The 19,733-nt window shown below is 37.7% G+C and carries 19 protein-coding genes, 1 tRNA gene and 1 rRNA gene; 17 read left to right on the forward strand and 4 right to left on the reverse strand.

Annotation, left to right across the window (positions count from 1 at the left end; translation table 11 throughout):
• Nucleotides 1-357 precede the first annotated feature (357 nt).
• From rrf to OFO12_RS04910, 12 genes are all read left to right on the forward strand, one after another.
• A 5S ribosomal RNA gene (rrf, locus tag OFO12_RS04855) occupies nt 358-476 on the forward strand.
• Between the two features lie 171 nt (nt 477-647).
• On the forward strand, nt 648-1,337 hold the full coding sequence (locus OFO12_RS04860) for a hypothetical protein (RefSeq protein WP_270869688.1): 690 nt from the start codon (nt 648-650) through the stop codon (nt 1,335-1,337).
• Between the two features lie 180 nt (nt 1,338-1,517).
• Nucleotides 1,518-1,961 (forward strand): ComEA family DNA-binding protein, encoded by a 444-nt coding sequence (locus OFO12_RS08075; RefSeq protein WP_442868086.1) that lies wholly within the window; start codon nt 1,518-1,520, stop codon nt 1,959-1,961.
• 391 nt (nt 1,962-2,352) lie between these two features.
• Nucleotides 2,353-3,297, forward strand: a complete 945-nt coding sequence (locus OFO12_RS04870) for a 4Fe-4S dicluster domain-containing protein (RefSeq protein WP_270869689.1) — start codon at nt 2,353-2,355, stop codon at nt 3,295-3,297.
• On the forward strand, nt 3,290-5,167 hold the full coding sequence (locus OFO12_RS04875; RefSeq protein WP_270869690.1) for a proton-conducting transporter transmembrane domain-containing protein: 1,878 nt from the start codon (nt 3,290-3,292) through the stop codon (nt 5,165-5,167). Before OFO12_RS04870 ends, OFO12_RS04875 begins: the two co-directional genes overlap by 8 nt.
• Nucleotides 5,164-6,045: a respiratory chain complex I subunit 1 family protein gene (locus OFO12_RS04880; RefSeq protein WP_270869691.1), complete on the forward strand. Its 882-nt coding sequence runs from the start codon at nt 5,164-5,166 to the stop codon at nt 6,043-6,045. The genes OFO12_RS04875 and OFO12_RS04880 overlap by 4 nt, the downstream gene beginning before the upstream one ends.
• A gap of 1 nt (nt 6,046) precedes the next feature.
• Nucleotides 6,047-6,682 (forward strand): hydrogenase 4 membrane subunit, encoded by a 636-nt coding sequence (hyfE, locus tag OFO12_RS04885; RefSeq protein ID WP_270858356.1) that lies wholly within the window; start codon nt 6,047-6,049, stop codon nt 6,680-6,682.
• A 2-nt stretch (nt 6,683-6,684) separates the two neighbouring features.
• Nucleotides 6,685-8,106 carry a proton-conducting transporter transmembrane domain-containing protein gene (locus OFO12_RS04890; protein ID WP_270862243.1) on the forward strand — a complete coding sequence of 474 codons (1,422 nt, stop codon included), beginning with the start codon at nt 6,685-6,687 and terminating at the stop codon, nt 8,104-8,106.
• Nucleotides 8,103-9,806 (forward strand): NADH-quinone oxidoreductase subunit C, encoded by a 1,704-nt coding sequence (locus OFO12_RS04895; protein ID WP_270869692.1) that lies wholly within the window; start codon nt 8,103-8,105, stop codon nt 9,804-9,806. The genes OFO12_RS04890 and OFO12_RS04895 overlap by 4 nt, the downstream gene beginning before the upstream one ends.
• A complete protein-coding gene (locus OFO12_RS04900; protein ID WP_270869693.1) occupies nt 9,807-10,340 on the forward strand; it encodes a 4Fe-4S dicluster domain-containing protein in 534 nt (177 codons plus the stop codon).
• Nucleotides 10,340-11,110, forward strand: coding sequence for an NADH-quinone oxidoreductase subunit B family protein (locus OFO12_RS04905; RefSeq protein ID WP_270868439.1), 771 nt, complete (start codon nt 10,340-10,342; stop codon nt 11,108-11,110). Before OFO12_RS04900 ends, OFO12_RS04905 begins: the two co-directional genes overlap by 1 nt.
• Before the next feature lie 173 nt (nt 11,111-11,283).
• Nucleotides 11,284-12,111, forward strand: coding sequence for a transporter substrate-binding domain-containing protein (locus tag OFO12_RS04910; RefSeq protein WP_270869694.1), 828 nt, complete (start codon nt 11,284-11,286; stop codon nt 12,109-12,111).
• Nucleotides 12,112-12,191: 80 nt separating this feature from the next.
• On the opposite strand, the gene yedE is transcribed toward OFO12_RS04910, so the two are convergent.
• Nucleotides 12,192-13,253 carry a YedE family putative selenium transporter gene (yedE, locus tag OFO12_RS04915; protein WP_270869695.1) on the reverse strand — a complete coding sequence of 354 codons (1,062 nt, stop codon included), beginning with the start codon at nt 13,251-13,253 and terminating at the stop codon, nt 12,192-12,194.
• Between the two features lie 133 nt (nt 13,254-13,386).
• Nucleotides 13,387-13,779 carry a helix-turn-helix domain-containing protein gene (locus OFO12_RS04920; protein ID WP_270869696.1) on the reverse strand — a complete coding sequence of 131 codons (393 nt, stop codon included), beginning with the start codon at nt 13,777-13,779 and terminating at the stop codon, nt 13,387-13,389.
• A gap of 144 nt (nt 13,780-13,923) precedes the next feature.
• On the opposite strand from OFO12_RS04920, the gene OFO12_RS04925 reads away from it, so the two are divergent.
• From OFO12_RS04925 to OFO12_RS04945, 5 genes are all read left to right on the forward strand, one after another.
• Nucleotides 13,924-14,280 (forward strand): hypothetical protein, encoded by a 357-nt coding sequence (locus OFO12_RS04925; protein WP_270869697.1) that lies wholly within the window; start codon nt 13,924-13,926, stop codon nt 14,278-14,280.
• Between the two features lie 2 nt (nt 14,281-14,282).
• Nucleotides 14,283-15,152, forward strand: a complete 870-nt coding sequence (locus OFO12_RS04930; RefSeq protein WP_270869698.1) for a hypothetical protein — start codon at nt 14,283-14,285, stop codon at nt 15,150-15,152.
• Complete coding sequence (locus OFO12_RS04935; protein ID WP_270869699.1) at nt 15,152-15,856, forward strand: hypothetical protein; 705 nt, start codon at nt 15,152-15,154, stop codon at nt 15,854-15,856. Before OFO12_RS04930 ends, OFO12_RS04935 begins: the two co-directional genes overlap by 1 nt.
• Before the next feature lie 140 nt (nt 15,857-15,996).
• On the forward strand, nt 15,997-17,625 hold the full coding sequence (locus OFO12_RS04940; RefSeq protein WP_270869700.1) for a hypothetical protein: 1,629 nt from the start codon (nt 15,997-15,999) through the stop codon (nt 17,623-17,625).
• A gap of 136 nt (nt 17,626-17,761) precedes the next feature.
• Nucleotides 17,762-18,334 (forward strand): YqiA/YcfP family alpha/beta fold hydrolase, encoded by a 573-nt coding sequence (locus OFO12_RS04945; protein WP_270869701.1) that lies wholly within the window; start codon nt 17,762-17,764, stop codon nt 18,332-18,334.
• Between the two features lie 117 nt (nt 18,335-18,451).
• Here the strand turns inward: OFO12_RS04945 and upp are convergent, their stop codons facing one another.
• The gene (gene upp / locus OFO12_RS04950; RefSeq protein ID WP_270869831.1) at nt 18,452-19,081 is read right to left on the reverse strand and encodes a uracil phosphoribosyltransferase; all 630 of its coding nucleotides are present in this window, start codon (nt 19,079-19,081) and stop codon (nt 18,452-18,454) included.
• Between the two features lie 76 nt (nt 19,082-19,157).
• A tRNA-Ser gene (locus OFO12_RS04955) sits at nt 19,158-19,249 on the reverse strand.
• Nucleotides 19,250-19,733 lie beyond the last annotated feature (484 nt).

Below are 19,733 nucleotides of genomic sequence, written 5' to 3' on the forward strand. Positions count from 1 at the left end.
TCTGTTTGATAGGCCGGATGTGTAAGTGATGAAAGTCATTTAGCTGACCGGTACTAATAGCTCGTTTGCTTATCTTTTTAAGCATTACTTCCTTGTTAAAGGTATTAGAAATCCTTTAACAATATGGTAAAAGATTTTATTAAGCTTGATGACTTTTGCAGTGTTAATTAAGAAAATATCAAATTTTATAATTTAGAATTTGTGAATTTGCAATTTCTAAAATTATAAAGTATTTTTTTGCTAGGCGAGGCAGATGAGCAAGCACAAAGGAGCGAACTTTGGTTCGTGACTGCGGTGCGAAGCGAAATCTAACAAAGCATAGCGAAAAAAGACGAAATAATTTTTTTAATTAACACTGTCCGTGACTATACAGATGAGGAAACGCCTTGCTCCATACCGAACCAAGAAGCTAAGCTCATCATGGCTGATGATACTCTCCGTTACTCGGATGTTGGGAAAGTAGGTCGTTGCGGACTTTGTTTTATTCTTTATGCTTTTTTAAATCATTTAAAATTTAATCTTAGTAATTTAGCTTATAGTTTTGAAATTTTAAATTTCAAAGTTTTTAGAATTTTATATTTAAAATATTGACAAAATATGTCAAAATATTTTTATATAATTTTAAAAATAAATCAAGGATATAAAAAATGCAAGAATTAAAAATTAAATTCCTTAGAGCAGAAGTGGGTTGGATATATTTTGAGATTATTTATGGTAATGTCAAATTAGAATATTGTTTTAGCGATCTCTGTGAAAGCCCATGTGATTTGGTAAAATGGGCTGAAAATATATATTTAGGTCTATATGAAGAATTTCAATGCGATGAAGAGGGCAGTTATTGGTATTTTGATTACGACGGAGAAAATTTTATAATTTCTGATGATCGAAATATTGACAATGAAAATTCAAAATATGAAAAATTCGAGCGATTGAGAATAAAAATTCAAAAAGAAGAGCTTTGCAAACTTATCTACAAATCAATTATTGATTTTAGAAATTCAAATTCATACCAAGCCGAGCAGTGGGAAGATGTCGGATTTGCTTTATTTTTAGAGCGCCTTTATGGTTCCAAACAAGTAGCTATTGAAGTTTTATCAAAAATGACAAAAAACAAAATTATAGAAGATATAGAAGCCAAACTTCGCGCTAAATACAGTAGTGACTATCGTGAATTATTTGGTCCTTATGATTTTTTTGATGATAACATGTATGATAACTCTTCTGTGTCAATGCGCAAAAAAATTTTAGAGCACTATATTGAGTTAAATGATGGGAGTGAAATGGGCGGATGTTCTCTTTTAAATTTAAAATCTGAAATTTTAGAAAATTTACTATAAAATTCTATGATTTTTTCGGTTTAATAGGCAAAATTTTATCTTTAAATTTAAAATTTCACTTTGCAAATTTAACTTTATCGCTAAATTTTAAATTATTCTTATCGAAATTTAAAAAAATTATTAAATTTTAAGTGGCTTAAATTTAGAATTATTTCTCAAATTTAACCCAAAGGAGAAAAAATGAAAATCTTTAAAATCCTATCAACAACCGCAATCTTTGCAAGCCTAGCTTTCGCTGGGATCAACCTAAATACCGCCACAAAAGACGAGCTAATGGCGCTTCCTGGCATCGGCGAGGCCAAGGCTGAGGCTATCATCGAATACAGAAAAAACAACAAATTTAACTCAATCGACGAGATTAAAAACATCAAAGGCATCGGCGATAAACGCTTCGAGGCTATCAAGGACGACCTAACGCTTACTGGCAAGACAGATACTAGCGATCTAAAATCTACCGCGAAAAAAGAAAAAGAAAAAGCCACAAAAAAGGCTGATAAAAAGGTCAAAAAAGAGGTCGTAAATCTAAAAGACAAAGCCGCGAGCACCGATACAGCTAAAAAAGCCAAAAAAGTAAAAGATATGGCAGATGAAGCTAAAAAAATCAAAAAAGCTGTGAGCGAATAAAGAATTTAGAATTTATAAATTCTGCAAAATTCTCAAATTTCCAAATTTAGGCTATGGGTTAAATTTTAAATTTAGCCCATAGCTTGAAATTTTAAATTTAAGGCGAATTTATCGAAATAAAATCATAGTAAATTTTTCCATTTAAAAACATATAGTTTTAAAAATTTAAAATTTTGCAATGTTATGGGTATTGTGATTTTAATCTGTTTCATTTTTAGTATCGCATCTGTTTATATGAAATAAAAAATATAAAAATGTATAAAAAATTTAAAATTAAATTTTAGTTTCATATTAATAAAATTTTAATAATAAATAAATTTTTCAACCTAAATTTAGACGAATTTTGATAAATTTACATGTCAATTATCAGATTTCTTTGAAAGGCTGTCGTGTGAGTAAAATTCATCAAATTGTAATCACAAATCCGGAGCTTTGCATAGGTTGTAAGGCGTGCGAGAAGGCTTGTGTTAAAGAATCTATAAAACGCGGCAAACTAGGAATTACACGCATTAGAGTATTCAAAGTAGAAAAAACTTCTGCTACAAACCAATGTCGCCAATGCGACGATGCTCCATGTGCCGTAGTTTGCCCAAGCGGTGCTTTGCAAAATTTAACAGATTTTGTCCATCTCAATGAGCATTTATGCGTCGGCTGTGGGCTTTGCACCGTAGCCTGTCCGTATGGCGCCGTCTCATTAGATAGCACTAGTGTTTTTGGAGTCGAAAAAGACGCGAACTATCTTAGCCAACCGGGATTTCCAAGTCTCGCTGTCAAATGCGATATTTGTGATGGTAGGCAAGAGGGCTCGGCCTGTGTCGAAGCCTGTCCAAAAGGTGCGATTATAATGCTAGATTCAAATTTAGAGCATAAAATCGGAAAAAAACTCAAAAATACGGAAAATATGCAAAATTTCATCAAGGCTATCAGCGATAGAGATGTTGATTTAAGCGAGTTCGTGGCTCCACCTGCGCCAAAACCTGCGCCAGAAGCGAGCGTGGCTGAAAAACCAGCTGAAAAAGTGGCTGAAAAAGCGGCTCCTGATACGGCTTCTGCGCCACAGAGTGCGCCAGTCCAAAAACTGGCTGAAAAACTAGCCCCACAAACAGCTCCTGCCCTAACTCCTGCGCCAGCTGAGAAAGTAGCTCAAAAACCGGCTCCTCAAAAGGTCGAAGCAAAAGCTGAGCCAAAAGCTGAGCCAAAAGCTGAGCCAAAAGTAGAAGCTAAGCCTAGTGATGAGATAAAACCGCAAAAAGTAGCCTCTAAACCGAAAAAAGAGAGCAAAGGGGCAAAAAATCCGAATTTGAAATCTAACGATAATAAGGATGACAATGCTTGAATTTATTTTTATTTCATACTTATTAATAGGCGTTATCAGCTTAGCTCTTTATAATTCGCAAAAGACTGCTTTGTATTTTGGATTTATTTCAAATGCCGCTATTTCGGTAGTGGGCGCGTTGTATTTCCTATCGCAACTGCATGGAAGTAGCGAATTTGTGCTTAGGGGATTTTTGTTTGAACCAAGCTTTTTGCTAACGCCTTTGGGTGCATTTTTTAGTTTTATAGTATGTTTTATAGGCGCGATGAGTGCAATTTATTCGCTTGGATATTTGCAAAATTTCAAGCTGAATTTCGCTGTAAAATCTGCGCTTTTTAGCTTTTTTATGCTAAGCATGCTAATGGTTATTAGTAGCAACGATGTCTTTGGATTCGTGGTTTTATGGGAGTTAATGACGCTAGTTTCTGCGCTAATGCTCAAATTCAACGACACTCCAAGTTCGAATTTCACAGTTATGCTATATCTTGGCGTGGCGCAAGTGGGCGCGTTTTGTATCGTTATAGCGTTTTTGATTATGGCGCATAGTGCTGGAAGTTTGCATTTTAGCGACTGGAATTTCAATACTTCATCTTTATTTATTTGCATTTTGCTTTTTATCGGATTTGGCACGAAGGCTGGTCTTGCGCCGTTTCATGTGTGGAGCCCACTAGCATATCCTCTTGCAAATTCAAATGTCTCAGCGTTATTTAGTTCCGCGATGAGTAAGGTCGCGATTTTTGGTTTGATTAAATTTATGTTGATTGCCAAAATTCCTGCCTCTTTTGCCTTAGCTATGATGATTTTGGGCGCATTTGGTGCTGTTTGGGGTATCATTTTTGCTGCGCTTCAAAACGAGTATAAAAAACTAATCGCATATAGTTCTGTCGAAAATATGGGAATTATTTTGCTAGCACTTGGTGCTGGACTTTACGGGCTTGCTACCGGAAATAATATTTTGGCAGCCTTTGGTTTGGCTGGTGCGATTTTACATAGCTTAAATCACAGCGTGTTCAAGGCTGTTTTGTTCTTTGCTGCTGGAAATATCTACAATGCAAGCAAAAAGCTAAAAATCAACTCTTTGGGTGGTTTGGCCAAATTTATGCCAATCACTGCGTTTTGTTCGCTAATAGCTGTGTTAAGCATAGTCGCAATTCCGCTATTTAACGGCTTTGCGAGCGAGTGGCTGATATATAAAGCGCTTTTATCAAAAACAGATCCTGGAATTTCAAGATTAGTTTTTGCGCTTTCAACTATCGGTTTGACGCTAGCTGGCGTGCTTTGTGCGTTTGCCTTTGTTAAATTTTACGGATTAATATTTAGTGGCAAAGCCAAAGGCGAGTATAGGGAGGCTTCGATTTTCTCGCTCGTGCCTATGGTGATTTTGGCACTTTTCTGCGTGATTTTGGCTCTTTCATCGCCTATGTTTGTAAGCAAAATTTGGTCATTTATGCCAGTGGCAGATAGTGGAGCGACGCTATCATTTTCGCTACTTTGGCTATGTTTGATTGCTATGTTAATCTTGCCATTTGTGATTTTGCTAGTTTTCAAATCGCCTTTTGATAAACCAAAACTAAGCGATCCGTGGGCGAACGGATTTAAATTCAGCAACGATTTCTTGCCAAATTCAAACACAGCCGTGGGTGATTTAAGGCGAGTTTTGGCTAAATTTATGTGCATAAAAATGCGCAAAAAAGGTAGCTCTTATAGTATTATCGTAAAAGATGTTTTTATGGAGTATATCTATAAGCCTATAATTGATATAAATATGAAAATAGCCGATAAAATCGCCATTATGCAAAACGGCAAGAGTGCGACTTACGCATTTTATATGGTGCTTTATCTTGGCATTTTAGGCGTGGGAATATTTTACTTTTTTGGAGGCAAACTATGATATTACAACTACTTTTAGCTCTTGCCTTGATGCCACTATTTGACGGTATTTGTCGAAGTTTGCGTGCAAAAATCCAGTCTCGCCAAGGACCGCCGATTTGGCAAACTTATTATGATTTGTTAAAACTTTTGCGCAGAAAGCGAACAGCTCCAAATTCAGCCCATTTTGTCTTTAAATGGACGCCGTATTTGCTCGTGGCAATCGGAGCATTTTTGGTAATGCTAACTGCTGCTAGGTGTGAGAGCATTTCAGATTTGATTGTTATCGTGTATCTGCTGGTCGCATTTAGGGTTATTCTAAATTTAGCGGCATTTGATAGCCTTAACCCATTTGCGGCAATCGGCGCAAACAGAGAAAATATGCTAGCCCTTTATGCTGAGCCTATTATGATTTGCGGTTTGATTGTGGTTTGTGTAATGTTTGGGACTACAAATTTAACCACTATTCATAATGCGGTCATTAACGGCGAAGTTGGATTTAAAATTTCATTTATAATAGCAGGAATCGTATTGTTATGGTCTGTTTATATCGAAATGTCAAGAAAGCCTTTTGATATAGCAGAAGCAGAACAAGAGGTTCAAGAAGGCGTCGTGGCTGAATTTAGCGGTAGAGATTTGGCGCTCATCGACATTGGAGCTATGCTAAAACAATTTGCCGTAATTTGCCTATTTGTTAAAATTTTTATCCCTTTTGGGTTTAATAATTTACTACTAGATTGCATTTTTACGGTGATTTTGGTCGAATTTGCCACAACGGCTGCTGTGTTAATCGATAACTTCGGTCCTAGGTATGCAATGCTTTCGACTTTGAAATTAAACGCTTCGTGGATGCTAGGACTTGGCGTTTTAAGCGTAATTTTGTTTGCTGCGGGGGTTTGATATGGAAGTGTTTGCAATACTTTTAATGATGATTTCTTTGGCGGTATTTTCGTTTAGGGATTATAAAATTTCAATTTCTCTTTATGCGTTAAATACCCTTTGTTTGGTGACGCTATTTTTTATCATGGCGGCCAAATTTGGAGCTGGCGAGCTGTATTCGTGGGCGATAATCGCGGTCATTACCAAGGTGATTTTGGTGCCTGCGATACTTTTCTTTACCCTTATTAGAATCGATGAAAAGCACGAAAACGACCCATACACAGGATTTTTCTTATCGCCTGTGATAGCTTTTGCTTTTTCGATTGGGCTAGCTTATCTTTTGACGCCAATCTTTATGAAATTTGCAATTATTCAAAATGAATTTGTCATTTGCGCTGCGATTTTTACATTTTGGATTGGGGTTTGCGGATTTATTTTAAGAAGGTCGTTTTTAAAACAAATTTTGGCTTATTGTTTGATAGAAAATGCGGTTCATCTAAATTTAGCCACAAACGCTTGTAATGCTAGTTCGCTAGTCGAGCTTGGAATTTTAAGCGACGCTGTGTTTGGAATTGCGATTATGGCTATTTTGGCGGTTAGATACAAAGAGGTCTTTGGTAGCCAAAATACGAATTTAGCCAGCGAGTTAAAGGGTTGAGTATGATAATATGTTTATTGCTTATTTTGCCGTTAATATTTGCGGCGTTGATTTATTTCGTGCCTGATAACAAGATAAAAGTCGCGAATTTGGTCTTTGCGCTAATTATTTGTGCGGTTATTTTTAAAGCTATTTCGCTTATAGGATATTCGCCGCTTTTCGCACTAAATAAAATGCTGTTTTTAGATAGCTTGGGTGGAATTTATCTGACAATCATCGGCATTACAGGGACTTTGGTAACGCTATATTTTCCTACTTATCTTGGTTGGAGAGATGAAAGTCCTAAAAAAATCAAAAAAATGCTAGTTTTAGCCTATATCACGACATTTGCTATGATACTATCTGCTGTGGCAAATGATATTGCTATTATGTGGGCAGCGGTCGAAGCGACAACGCTAAGTAGTGTTTTTATGGTTGTTTATAACAAGAAAAAACAAATCGTAGAAGCCGGTTATAAATATGTAATGGTCTGCTCTCTTGGTCTAGCATTTGCTATGTTGGCTACTATTTTGCTTTATTCAAGTGGCGGGATTTTATTTACAGATTTGATTGATAAAAAAATCGATCCGCTTACGATGAAAGTTATTTTTATCCTAGCTCTTGTGGGATTTGGCACAAAAGCAGGTCTTGTTCCAACCCATACTTGGCTTCCTGATGCTCACGCGCAAGGTCCATCTCCGACTTCTGCTGTGCTTAGCGGTATAGTGCTAAAAGTCGCAATGCTAGCTCTCATTAGATACTATTTTATCGCTGCAAATTCAGTCGGCATGGAATTTGTAATGGATACTATGCTTGTAAGTGGCGTGATTACACTTTATGTGGCTGGGTATTTCTTGGTAACTCAACACGATGTAAAACGCATGCTTGCTTATCACAGCGTAGTTCATATGGGCGTTATCGCATTTGCTTTGGGAGTTGGCGGGAAAATCGGCGTAGCGGCAGCACTTTTCCATTGCCTAGCTCACAGCCTTACAAAAGCCCTAGCTTTCCTTACCACGGGAAATACTTGGAGAATTTACCAAACAAACAATATGCACAAAATGGGCGGTCTAGCATACACTGCACCGCTTACTTGCGTGTTTTTTGGAATTTCGATTTGCTCACTTGTTGGAGTTCCGGCTTTTGCGATTTTCGTAAGCGAATTTATGACTTTTACACAAGCAATTTTGACAGAGCGATATGTCGTAGCGATTATTTTTGCGATTGCATTAGCAGTTATTTTCATAGCAGACTTTTCACACTTTTTCTTAGCTTCATTTGGCAAAAACCAAAGCGAGTTAAAATACGATAAAGAGATGAGTTTGTTTGAAAATTTACCGCTTATATTTTTGGGCTTTTTTGTTATCGCTTTCGGACTTTGGAAGTTTGAGTTTTTCTGGAATTTGCTTGATTTGAGCGTGAATTTAATAAAGGATTTAAGATGATAGGTGATTTATACATTAGTCAAATCGAAAGCGAATTTAACATACTTGAAACCACTAGACAAACCGATAAACAAATAACGATTTTGGTCGATAGAAACGACCTGCCTGCTGTGGTAAATAAGCTATATTATGGTATCGGCGGTTGGTTGGTGACGATGGTAGCAAATGATGAAAGGTCTATAAATAAACATTTTGCGCTTTATTATGTGCTTTCTATGGAGGGTTCTAAATTTAGCCAAGATGATGAATTAGAAGAGAAATGCTTTATAACCGTTAAAACTCTAATTCCGGCTGATGATCCTGTTTATCCCTCAGTTACGCCACTCGTTAAGGCTGCTGTTTGGTATGAAAGAGAAGCTTTTGATCTTTTTGGGCTTAGAGCGGAAGGGTTAATCGATCCAAGAAGACTTGCTATGAGTGATGATTGGCCACTAGATTTATATCCGCTTAGAAAAGATGAGATGAATTATAAATTTCGTCCAGATCCACTAAGCATAGAGCCTGATTATGAATTTAAAAAGCCAAAGGGAGTAAATACCCAAGCTATCCCGCTTGGACCGCTTCATATCACGGCTGATGAACCGGGACATTTTAGGCTTTATTGTGACGGCGACACGATTGTAGATGCGGATTATAGGCTGTATTATGAGCATAGAGGCATGGAAAAACTAGCCGAAAATCGTATGAACTACACTCAAATGGCATTTTTAGCCGAGAGAGTTTGCGGAATTTGCGGTTTTGCGCACTCTATCGCTATGGCAAGAGCCACAGAAAACGCTATGGGGCTAGAAATCCCTGAACGCGCGCAGGCACTCCGTATAATGAGCGCAGAGGTCGAAAGACTTCACTCAAATTTGCTAAATATCGGTTTAGCGTGCGAGGTTACAGGAAACTATACTGCATTTATGCATGTATTTAGAGTGCGTGAATACACGCTCGATTTGGCCCAAATTTTAACAGGTGGCAGGAAAACTTACGGCACGGTAACCGTAGGCGGTATGAGGCGAGATATCAGAGCCAAAGAGATAAAAGAGATTTTAAATTTGCTCTCTAAAATCGAGCAAGAATTTGAAGATGTCTGGGAAGTCATCATAAATGATGAAAGACAAATGTCTCGCTGGAAGGGAATTGGCGTTTTAGATCCGCAGGTCGGTAGGGATTATGGCTCAGTAGGACCTACAATCAGGGCTAGTGGATTTAAGCGAGATGTTCGCTACGATTACCCTGATGAATTTACGAAAAAACTCAAATTTAACATAAATACCGAAACTAGTTGCGATGTCTATGGCAGAGTCAAGGTGCGCTACCACGATACAAAAGACGCGATTAGTGTGATTAGGCAGTGTATTGATATAATGCCAGGTGGCGATATCATCGTAAGTAGCGATTATAGGGTTAAGCCAAACAGCTACGCAATCGGTTATATCGAAGCTCCACGCGGTGAAGATATACACTGGATAATGCAAAGTGGTAGCCAAAAGGTATATAGATGGCGTGTCAAAGCCCCTACATTTAGCAACTGGCCAGCCCTAGCTCATCAGCTTCGTGGCTACACCGTCGCTGATGCTGCGCTTATCGTATGTAGCCTAGATCCGTGCTATTCATGCACCGAAAGGCTAACCGTGGTTGATATAAAAAGCGGAAAAAGCAAAATTTTAGCCGGAAAAGAGCTTAAAGCGATTTGCCAAAAAGGAAATTAGATGAAAATTTTTGATTTAGTGAAAAAAAAGGGAGTTGTTACAAAGCCTTATCCGTTAGTGCCGTATGAAATGAGCGAAAATTTCAGAGGTCGCCCAGAATACACCTATGCTTTGTGCATTGGTTGCGCATCTTGTGGCGTGGCTTGCCCGCCAAACGCAATCAGCGTCAAAATCGAAGATGAAAAGTCAGTAGTGTGGCGATACGATACTGGCAGGTGCATTTTTTGTGGTCGTTGCGAGGAGGTCTGCCCTACAAAGGCTATCAAACTTAGCTCTAAATTTGAACTAGGCGTTAATTTCAATAGAGCTGATTTGCATGTGTGTGGCATTATGGAGGCGCATAACTGCTCGCAGTGTGGCAAGGCCTTTACTTCGAAGCGTTTTGTCCAAACTGCGCTTAGTAGAATCGCATCTTCGAATATGAGTGATGATCGCAAAAAGCTAGCCAGAGAATATACGCAAATTTGCCCTGCTTGCAAACGCGAAAACACAGCAGCGAAAATGCGAGAAAATGATTATCAAAGGATTGTGTGATGAGCGGCGATGATAAATTAAAATTTTTAAAACAAATTAGGCGAAGTTTCAGCGTTTTTCGTGTCGATTGCGGTAGCTGTAATGGTTGCGAAATCGAGATTTTCGCCACTCTTGCTCCACAATGGGATCCGGAGAGATTTGGCTTCAAACTCGTCGCAAACCCGCGCCACGCCGATATTTTGCTCGTAACTGGACCTGTTACTAGGCAGATGTATTATCCGCTTTTGCGCGCGTATGAGGCGATCCCTGAGCCAAAAATCGTCGTAGCCTTGGGCGCGTGCGGTTCAAGTGGCGGAATCTTCCACGATAGTTACGCCGTGTGGGGCGGTGCGCAAAGCGTAATTCCAGTAGATGTCTTTATCCCTGGCTGTCCTCCGCACCCAGCTGGCATTTTATACGGGCTAGCTAGCGCGCTTGGGCTAGTAGATCAAAAGTTAAAAGAGCAGAAATTTGAAAAAAGTGAGAATTTTATTTTCGCAGATAAACCTTCGTTAGTCGGCGATATGGCGTTTGAAAAATCAGCTTACCAAAAGGCAAAATTTTTGATGAGCTATGTCCATGCTGACGAGCTTTATGACAAATTTATGGACGCGCTTCGCACAAGCGGTGAGCCTAAAAACCCTGCTAGCGTCAAAACAGCTGTTTTAAACGCGATTAGCGCAGAAGAGGATCCGAGATTTAAAGAGTGCTTAGGAATTATCTACAACGATGTGTATGGCAAGTATTTTGGCGCAGAAAAAATCGATCCAAAATCCCTTGCTTGGGCGTAAATTTTAAATTTACGCCCCTTTTTTAAATTTTTTTAAAAATTCTTATTTAAATTTTTATAATATCAATAAGTTTTATATTTTATATAATTTTAGTGTAATTTTAGTTTTAAATTTTAAAATGCTTTAATGAACACGGGTTATAATCACACTTTATTTCGTTAAAAGGGGAAATCATGAAAAAATTTCTTTGTTCATTGGCGGGCGTAGCTTGCTTGGGTATGAGCGTAGCCAGCGCAAACACGCTAGATCAAATCAAATCTAGCAAGGTTTTAAGAATCGGCGTGAGCGAGCACATGGCACCATTTAGCGTATTGCAAAGCGATGGCTCATTTGTGGGCTTTGAGATCGACTTCGCAAAAGAGATCGCAAAGGCTATTTTAGGCGATGAGGGCAGGATAGAGTTCGTAGGCGTGCCTCAAAAAGAGCGCTTAGACTATGTCAAAGACAACAAGGTCGATTTGCTAATCGCAGCATATACTAGAAACGAAAAACGCGCCCAAGTGGCTGATTTTTCGGTGCCGTATTTTTCTATCAATCTCTCAACCGTTTCGAAAAGATCAGCCGGTATCAAATCAATCGAGGATTTAGAGGGCAAAAGAATAGCTGTCATCGGCGAGAGCAACTCAGATGTCTGGGTGCGCAAAAACCCTAATATCACCCCAGTGCCATGCCAAAACAACAAAGACTGCTACGACAAGGTCAATCGTGGCGAGGCTGACGCATATATGCACAATATCGTCTCAGTCGCCTCTGTGCCGGTGCTAGATCTAAATTTCGAAGTATCGATTCCAAAAATCGGCGAGACATTTTTCGACTGCGTCGTCACCCAAAAGGGCAACAAAGATATGCTACAATTGGTCGATCAAAAGATTTTCGAGCTCTCGCAAGCAGGGTATTTTGATAAAAAATACGATGAGACAATCGGGCCATTTTATAACGGAAATGTCCCTAAACACTACTTTTTGTTAGATGATTTATACAATCAATTTTTAACTATGTAATCACCGCGAAATTCGCATTGATTAAAATTTTAACTTCTTAAAAATTTGGCGCGAGTGTTAGATCGCGCCAAATTTCAAATTTAGGCTTTTTGCCTACTAAAAATCCCAAAATACGCACAAAACGCAAAGCCAAGCGCCACTGCATACGGCGCGAATTCGCTAATTCCCTTAGCCGAGCTAGCTAGCGAGAAATTATGCGCGATAGCCCCGCCACACGCCATGCCAGCGATGAAAATCGCAGAGTTTAGGTTTCCGCTTCCAGCCTGGACTAGGTGTTTGCCAGGACAGCCTTCGCACAGCGAAAAGCACAGCCCCGCCAATGCCATGCCGGCGAAATTCCAGATAAATTCGTTATGCGCGATTGGCTGAGCTTCGAAGCCGAATTTATACTGCCCAAACGCCAAATTTGCGATTGAGGCACTCGCGATCACTGCTACTATGCCCCAAAACATAGAAAAATCGCCGTTAAAAGTGCGCGAAAGTGCGCCAACGGAGCAAAATTTGCTTCTTTGCATAGCCGCGCCGATGATGATGGCTACGATTAGAGAGATAAAAATCGGCGCATGTTGTGAGCCAGGACCAGAAGTCGAGCTAAAAATCGCGCCATTTTCGCCAAATTTCACCCCGCTAATGAGTGCTAACAAAAGCAAAATTCCGATGATAAGTGGCATAGCGCCAAGCGGTTTTGAAAGCTCGTTTTCGCGCTCCGTCTCGTATCCGCTAGCCTTAAAAAACCTGCCACAAGCCACCCCGGCAAATAGCCCTACCACGCCAGCGATTGCGCTCATATCGCCACCGCCTAGGCGCAAAAACGCTCTCCACGGACAGCCTAAAAACACCAAGCAGCCAATCATCGCAAAAATCCCTAAGATAAATCTCGTAAATGGCGATGAGGCCGAGAGCGTGCGATACTCGCCGCTAATTAGCGAGGCGATAAAACCGCCGATGATAAGGCCGATGATTTCTGGGCGTATGTATTGCACCACGGCCACTCTATGAAAGCCGAGCGCACCAGCTGTATCGCGCAAGAAACACGCGGCACAAACGCCCATATTCGCGGGGTTGCCATAATGTACGAGCGCGGCTCCGCCAAGGCCTAGAAGGGCACCTGAAATGATAAAAAGTATGGTTGATTTTGGCATTAAATTGCCTTTTGGATAAGTTAAGCAGACCTGCTTTTTTCGGGGCGAATTGTAGCGAAATTTGATTAGAGTTGATTGAAAAAATTTGATTAGTTTGGGATAGAAATTTGGTTTTAAATTTGCGGGTTTTGAGTTATTGCATTAAATTTTGGGTTTGGGCTTTGCTTTCGCGCAAAAGTAGCTTTATGTGTTTTAGCAAAATAGGTGAAGCATAGGGTAAAAGTTCGCTAAATTCGGGGTCGAGCGTGGCGTAGGTTTTGGCTAAATGGTTGTAAAATCTCGCCTTGTCGTTTTCGTTGCAGATGAAAAGCTCTTGCTCGAAAACGCCTAACGCTTGGGCGATGAACGGGATTAGCTCGACTTTTAGCTCGCGATTGCCGTTGAGGTAGTTGTAAAGTGCGGGTTCGCTAGGGATTTCGCCTGTGGAGTTGAGGTGTGGTTCGAGTGATAAAATCCGCCTGACAAGCTCTTTTTTGCTGATATTTTTTTCTTTTGCGATTTCGGCGATTTTTTCGTAAATTTCCATTTTTGTCCTAAATATTCAAAATGAATAACTTCTTTGAATTTTAAATATTTTTTTATTCGTATTGAATATTTATAGACTTCGAATTGAATAAATTTAGGGAAAATTGGGTAGAATTAGGGAAAATTTTTAAAAAAAGGAAAAATTATGAAAAAATTATTTCAATTTTCTATCTTAGTTGTTGCCGTAATGTTATTTAACGGCTGTGCAGAATTAAATCAAGCATTAGAAGAGAGCGTATCAGAACCTGATTGCAGAAGCGAAGGAATAAATGCTTGTGCTACGCTTTGCGAACAAAATGTAAGTGAAAATTTCTGCCTTTATACATCGTGTATGTATTTACAAGCCGGAAATGAGGCGAAAGCTCGTGAATACCGCACTAAAATTTGTGATTTTTCAAGTGTAGCTGATAAATATGGCGGTAAAATCAGTTGTATTTTAAACCAAAATGAACAATTTAAAAACACAATTCCTGATTGCAATAAATATTTGGATAAGGAATAAAAATGAGATTTTTGATAGCTTTATTTTTTACATTTTCGCTTTTATTAAGCACGGATGTTTCTACCATAAAATCGGATATATTTCAAGGTAAAAATATCCAAAACGGATTAAACGAGTTGATATTGTTATGCGAAAATGGGCAGGCTAGTGCGTGTGGGGCTGTCGGCGAGATAGCTGCTAGTCAAGGAGACAATAAATTTACTATTTCATATTTGAAAAAATCTTGCGAACTTGGTGGAGATTGTTCGTGCTACGAAAATTTTATGGCAGGTAATCCGATAAAAGATTGCGAAAAAGAGCCAGAACAAAATATTGAAGAGGCAGAAGCTATCAAAAATGAGCTGAACGAACTAATGTTGTTATGCAAAGAGGGCATTGCTAGTGCGTGCGGAGCTTTGGGCGAGATAGCTGCAAAGCAAGGAGATACAAAATTTGCCACTCAATATCTAAAAAAATCTTGCGAACTCGGCGGGAATTGTTTATGTTATGAAAATTTTACGGCAGGAAATTCGGTAGAAGATTGCGCAAAAGAACCAACAAAAAATATTGAAGAGACAGTAATTGTCGAACAAGAGCAAACTATACAAGAAGAAGCTATCAAGCAACCACAAGATACTTCACTGCAAACTGTCGAAAAAAGAGAGATTGCACAGACAGAAGTTGTAGCAAATTCTCAATCTGAAAAACAAACAGAACAAATAAAGAAAAAAGAAGAATGGGGTATAGGAGAGACCATTATTCTTTGCTTTTTTATTATTATTAGCGGTATTATTGGTGTTTTGATGCGCGGTGGTGATAATGATAGCGGAACGATGATAATAAAAAATAAAAAGGGTGAAATAATAGAAGAAAGAGAGTGGCGCAGAAAATGATGAATAACGATATAAAAATAAAAAATTCAACCGAATTACTAGACGAACTTTGGAATACTATAAAATCGAGTGGGCTTTATGCCTACTCGAAAAATGATATTTATGATTATCTGATTTATCTGATAAACAAATATGATGAAAATCACTTTTTTGATAAAAATTCAAATGCTGAAAATTCAAGGCTTTTAAAGATTTCTCAAACTCGCATCAAAACGGCTAAGGCAAATATTTTAGTTAAATTTATGGGGCAAGAGGCTGATTATGATGAAATTTTTGTAAATTTTTTGAATAATTGCAAAGACAATCTTGTTAAATTTACAGAAACCATAGAAAAAGGCAAAATCAAGTTTGTGTTGGAAAATCCAGCAATTCGCATAGTCTTAGAAAGTAAGCTAAAAAAATCAGTTAGCAATACCTTGGATTATCATCTAAATAAAGAAATTGTTGAGATAGAAATAAATGATTTTTTAAATATGCTTTTAAAAGAATTAGAAGAACTTGAAGCAAAAAAGAAGATTAAAAAATTAAGCGAAAAAGAGCAAGAGTTATTTGAAAAATTAAGTCGTGTTAAAGAAACTTTGACCGAAAAAGAAAATAAGATGAATAAAAAAGCCAATATAGACACGACTATAAAAATTACAAATGCAATTAGTTCGTTTTTAGGATTTGTTACAAATTTGGGCGAGAAATTAAATTTTTTATAAAATAATTTTAGCAAATTTAAAGGATAAATTTATATATAACACAAATAATGAAGCTTAGATTTGTCTTAAATTTTGCTTATTGATAAGAGAAAATAGTATTAAATTTTATTAAACTAAATTAATTTTAAAAAAGGATAAAAATGACTTCAAATATAAAAGAAGCTTTTAGTCAAAATAAAATATGGGCTGGGACACTTGCTAGTGTCATGGGATTTATCGCCGATGTATGTCAGCCACTTGCACCTTTTAGCAAGTATCTGTTTTTTATAAGCATTGCAATATTTTTTCTATCTGCGTTATCGTATTTGGCGATTAAAAATTTACGCACTAAAATTTTACCAGTTATAGTATTTACTGTAATATCTAGTTTTGTGTTTGGGTTAATGTTTGGTTTGCAAAGTGCTAGTAAAGATGGCGATGAAAGTGGTTTTGTCGCCAGTGTTGTGCCATTTTTCGAAAAGATACAAAAGTCTCTTGGTATCATACAAAAAGATGTCGAGCAAATCAAACAAACAACGCAAGATATTAAAAAAGATACCACCGAAATAAAATCATCGGTGCAAAGCGTAGATCAAAAAATAGATAAACTAACCGACAATATAGGCAAACAAGGCGGTATCGTAGCAAACCCTACAACTGCCGAAGAATTTTATCACAATGCAAGAATTTATGAGCTAAATGGTGATTATGGTAATGCTAGACGAGCATATGTTAAATATTTTAGTTTTAAGACAGACAAACTCGACCCGCATTTGAGATTTCAAAAATTTCTTAAAATTCAAGAAGGAAAGGCTGGAACCAAAGAGATATACAACGATATGTTTGAAAAAAGTGAGTTAATAACAGATAAATATGCTTTTATTCTTTTAGAAGACGGCGATAAAAAACTTGAAAAATTACAAAATTTTATAAAAGAACATACTGAATTTGCCCCTGCATATTTTGAATTAGCAAGAAGCTATTCAAAATCTGTTTTAGGAACACAGGGAACTAACGACAAAAAATTAGAAAAGCTTTATATCGATAAATTTATCGAACTAAATCAAGCTGGAAAATTAGTTAGATATTTTATCGATAAAGATGAATTAGATGAACAGATAAAATATGCAAACGAACGCAAGGCTGAACTTGACCTTATAAAATTTGATAATGATATTATAAAAGTTAATAGAACATATGTAAATTCTGGTTATTTTTTGGGTATTAGTATCCAAGATGAACCTGCTGAAATTTTTTATAGAATTGACGGAAAAGGCGAATTTGTGAGCACTGGATTTTATGATGTAAATTATCAAGATACTGGAAAACCTATACCAAACGATCAAATAAGCATAGCCCACACAGCAAAACAGCCAGAAAAATTTGTTGAGATAAAATATATCAATCAAAGAGGAAATGAAAGCGAAATTTTTAGATACGAGTGGGTAAAAAAGACAATATCTGGCAAAACATTAAGTCCAAAAGCCGAAAGTGATATTAATATGCTAAAATCTAATTCTGGACTTTGGCTATCTCCTGAAAGCAAGAGATATTACAACAATCGTTATATATTGTATTTTTCGCATCTTTTTAGCTATGGCGATGGAATAAGTAAAATAATGTATGGTATAGATACGGATTTGCCCGATACCGAAATTTTACCGCCGTTTAGTATTGGCTCTGAAAATGATAATTTTATGATAAACATTGATCGTGATTTTAAAAAGGTGGTAATTAAGCTGTATTATGCTGATGATACAGAGAGCGATATTAAAGAATTTTATTTTTAAATTTGTTTTTCTTGTAAATTTAAGCATAAATAGAGTAATTGTGAATATTGTGGTTGATATTTTGTAAAAATGTTAGAAAAATAGTTTGCCAATTTAAAACGAGATAAGAGTGAAATTTATCCGCAAGGAATTAAAAATGATAAGAAAAGTAAAAAATCTAAAAATGAGACGAAAAATAAAATTAGGCATAGCGTGTGCGCCAGAAAACGATATCACAAAATATTATTACATCCACGGATATAATTCGACAGGCGCACAAACCGCGCAAAATATCGAAAAGCTAGGGATTGAGGTTGAGGTTTTGGGCTGGGATAGCAGGGCGGATTTCGAAACAAACTATCAAAATTTATTAGCGCAACTTCCAGAAAAAGACGATTTTAAAATAATCGCTTCATCGCTTGGGTGCTATTATGCCAGAGCACTTGCTGAGAAAAAATACAGCGAATTGGTCCTTTTTAATCCGTGTTTTGACCCGCAAAACTACGATTTCATCACAGAACGAGCGACTTACAATTATAAATTTAACCCGTCAATTACGATTGCAATGAGTATTTTTGTATCCCAAAGCGACGAAGTTTTGGTAGATAATGTAGAAAAAGTTAAAGAATTATTCGGAGGGCATTGTTATATCGAAGTAACGAACGAGCGCCACCGAATAACAGATTTTTTGAAATACAAAGATACTATTTTGAAAGATAGTTGGTTATAAGCATAAAATTTTAGCGATTATTCAAAAATAATATAAATATAAAGCTTTCCTTGAAAATTTAAGGAAAGCTTGAAGAGATTTGGTAGTTAAAATTTACGATTTCTTCTAAAAATTTAATTACTTCATCGTATTAAACACTCTATCCCCAGCATCTCCAAGGCCTGGGACGATGTAGCCGTTTTCGTTTAGCTTCTCGTCGATTGCAGCGGTATATACAGGCACATCTGGGTAGATTTCGCTGAATTTTTTCAGTCCCTCAGGTGCTGCGATGATAGAGATAAATTTGATCTTTTTCACGCCCTTTTCTTTGAGGAATTTCACCGCGTCAATCGCCGTGCCACCGGTGGCAAACATCGGATCTATGATGATTGCGGTGCGCTCTTTGTAGTCAGTCGGGAGTTTTGCGTAGAAAAACTCAGCCTGCAAACTCTCTTCATTTCGCTGAAAGCCCAAAAACCCTACGCTCGCATCTGGAATTAGCTTAAAGACAGCATCCAGCATACCAAGCGCAGCGCGCAAAATAGGGCATATCATAATCTTTTCGTCTAATCTTTTTGCTGTCATTTTTGCCACAGGCGTAGTAATCGGCGCGTTTTTTAGGCGCAAATCGTTGCTTGCCTCAAAAAGCATTAGGTAGCTAATCTCGTCGATTAGCATACGAAACTGAAACGGATCTGTCTTTTTATCTCGCAGGATTGAGAGTTTGTGCTCGATTAGGGGGTGTGAGATTTGTTTGATATTTTTCATGATTTCACCTTTCATAAAATTTGCCTATTATACAGAAAATTGGTAATGAAAGGGTAGATTTTGGGATTTTGATTGGTGGCGGACAGGGAGGGATTCGAACCCTCGAGCCCCGGTTAGAAGCTGCACCCTTAGCAGGGGTGTGGTTTCGGCCAGCTCACCCACCTGTCCAAGTAATAAGAAATCGCATTATATCGAATAAAACTAATATAACGCTTAAAATTTCGCTAAATTTTGAAATTTTGGTTGTTTTGTGGCAGGGTTGGGGAATACTGCGCCGAGAATTTGGGCGTGTGTATAATGCGCTATTGAGTGTAAATTTTGTTTGATTTGTCATTGCGAGGAGCTGTTTTAATAGTGACGAAGCAATCTACGAATTTAAAATTTAAGGTCAGTGTTTTTGCAAAATTTGCGATTGGAATTTTGAACTCGTAGATTGCCACGAATTTTTGCTTCGCAAAAATTCTCGCAATGACAAATTAAGGGTGTGGGAATTTCTTGTTTCTGCAAAAGCTCGCAATGACAGCAAATTTAGCGCAAGGAATTTTAAAGTCGTAGATTGACTTCGCCTACGGCTCGTCCAAAACAAGCGAAGCGCTTTTTGCGAAGCAAAAATGTTTCTGTGAAATGCCCCTTCGCTTCGCTCGGGTCGCTA

Source organism: Campylobacter sp. JMF_04 NA10 (genome assembly GCF_027737655.1).
Taxonomy (GTDB): Bacteria; Campylobacterota; Campylobacteria; order Campylobacterales; family Campylobacteraceae; genus Campylobacter_B.

What these genes read in the sequence shown, in the direction of transcription:
- OFO12_RS04860 (WP_270869688.1), top strand. Translation starts at nt 648, where the DNA reads ATGCAAGAATTAAAAATTAAATTCCTTAGAGCAGAAGTGGGTTGGATA.
- OFO12_RS08075 (WP_442868086.1), top strand. Translation starts at nt 1,518, where the DNA reads ATGAAAATCTTTAAAATCCTATCAACAACCGCAATCTTTGCAAGCCTA.
- OFO12_RS04875 (WP_270869690.1), top strand. Translation starts at nt 3,290, where the DNA reads ATGCTTGAATTTATTTTTATTTCATACTTATTAATAGGCGTTATCAGC.
- OFO12_RS04880 (WP_270869691.1), top strand. Translation starts at nt 5,164, where the DNA reads ATGATATTACAACTACTTTTAGCTCTTGCCTTGATGCCACTATTTGAC.
- hyfE (WP_270858356.1), top strand. Translation starts at nt 6,047, where the DNA reads ATGGAAGTGTTTGCAATACTTTTAATGATGATTTCTTTGGCGGTATTT.
- OFO12_RS04890 (WP_270862243.1), top strand. Translation starts at nt 6,685, where the DNA reads ATGATAATATGTTTATTGCTTATTTTGCCGTTAATATTTGCGGCGTTG.
- OFO12_RS04895 (WP_270869692.1), top strand. Translation starts at nt 8,103, where the DNA reads ATGATAGGTGATTTATACATTAGTCAAATCGAAAGCGAATTTAACATA.
- OFO12_RS04900 (WP_270869693.1), top strand. Translation starts at nt 9,807, where the DNA reads ATGAAAATTTTTGATTTAGTGAAAAAAAAGGGAGTTGTTACAAAGCCT.
- OFO12_RS04905 (WP_270868439.1), top strand. Translation starts at nt 10,340, where the DNA reads ATGAGCGGCGATGATAAATTAAAATTTTTAAAACAAATTAGGCGAAGT.
- OFO12_RS04910 (WP_270869694.1), top strand. Translation starts at nt 11,284, where the DNA reads ATGAAAAAATTTCTTTGTTCATTGGCGGGCGTAGCTTGCTTGGGTATG.
- yedE (WP_270869695.1), bottom strand. Translation starts at nt 13,253, where the DNA reads ATGCCAAAATCAACCATACTTTTTATCATTTCAGGTGCCCTTCTAGGC.
- OFO12_RS04920 (WP_270869696.1), bottom strand. Translation starts at nt 13,779, where the DNA reads ATGGAAATTTACGAAAAAATCGCCGAAATCGCAAAAGAAAAAAATATC.
- OFO12_RS04925 (WP_270869697.1), top strand. Translation starts at nt 13,924, where the DNA reads ATGAAAAAATTATTTCAATTTTCTATCTTAGTTGTTGCCGTAATGTTA.
- OFO12_RS04930 (WP_270869698.1), top strand. Translation starts at nt 14,283, where the DNA reads ATGAGATTTTTGATAGCTTTATTTTTTACATTTTCGCTTTTATTAAGC.
- OFO12_RS04935 (WP_270869699.1), top strand. Translation starts at nt 15,152, where the DNA reads ATGAATAACGATATAAAAATAAAAAATTCAACCGAATTACTAGACGAA.
- OFO12_RS04940 (WP_270869700.1), top strand. Translation starts at nt 15,997, where the DNA reads ATGACTTCAAATATAAAAGAAGCTTTTAGTCAAAATAAAATATGGGCT.
- OFO12_RS04945 (WP_270869701.1), top strand. Translation starts at nt 17,762, where the DNA reads ATGATAAGAAAAGTAAAAAATCTAAAAATGAGACGAAAAATAAAATTA.
- upp (WP_270869831.1), bottom strand. Translation starts at nt 19,081, where the DNA reads ATGAAAAATATCAAACAAATCTCACACCCCCTAATCGAGCACAAACTC.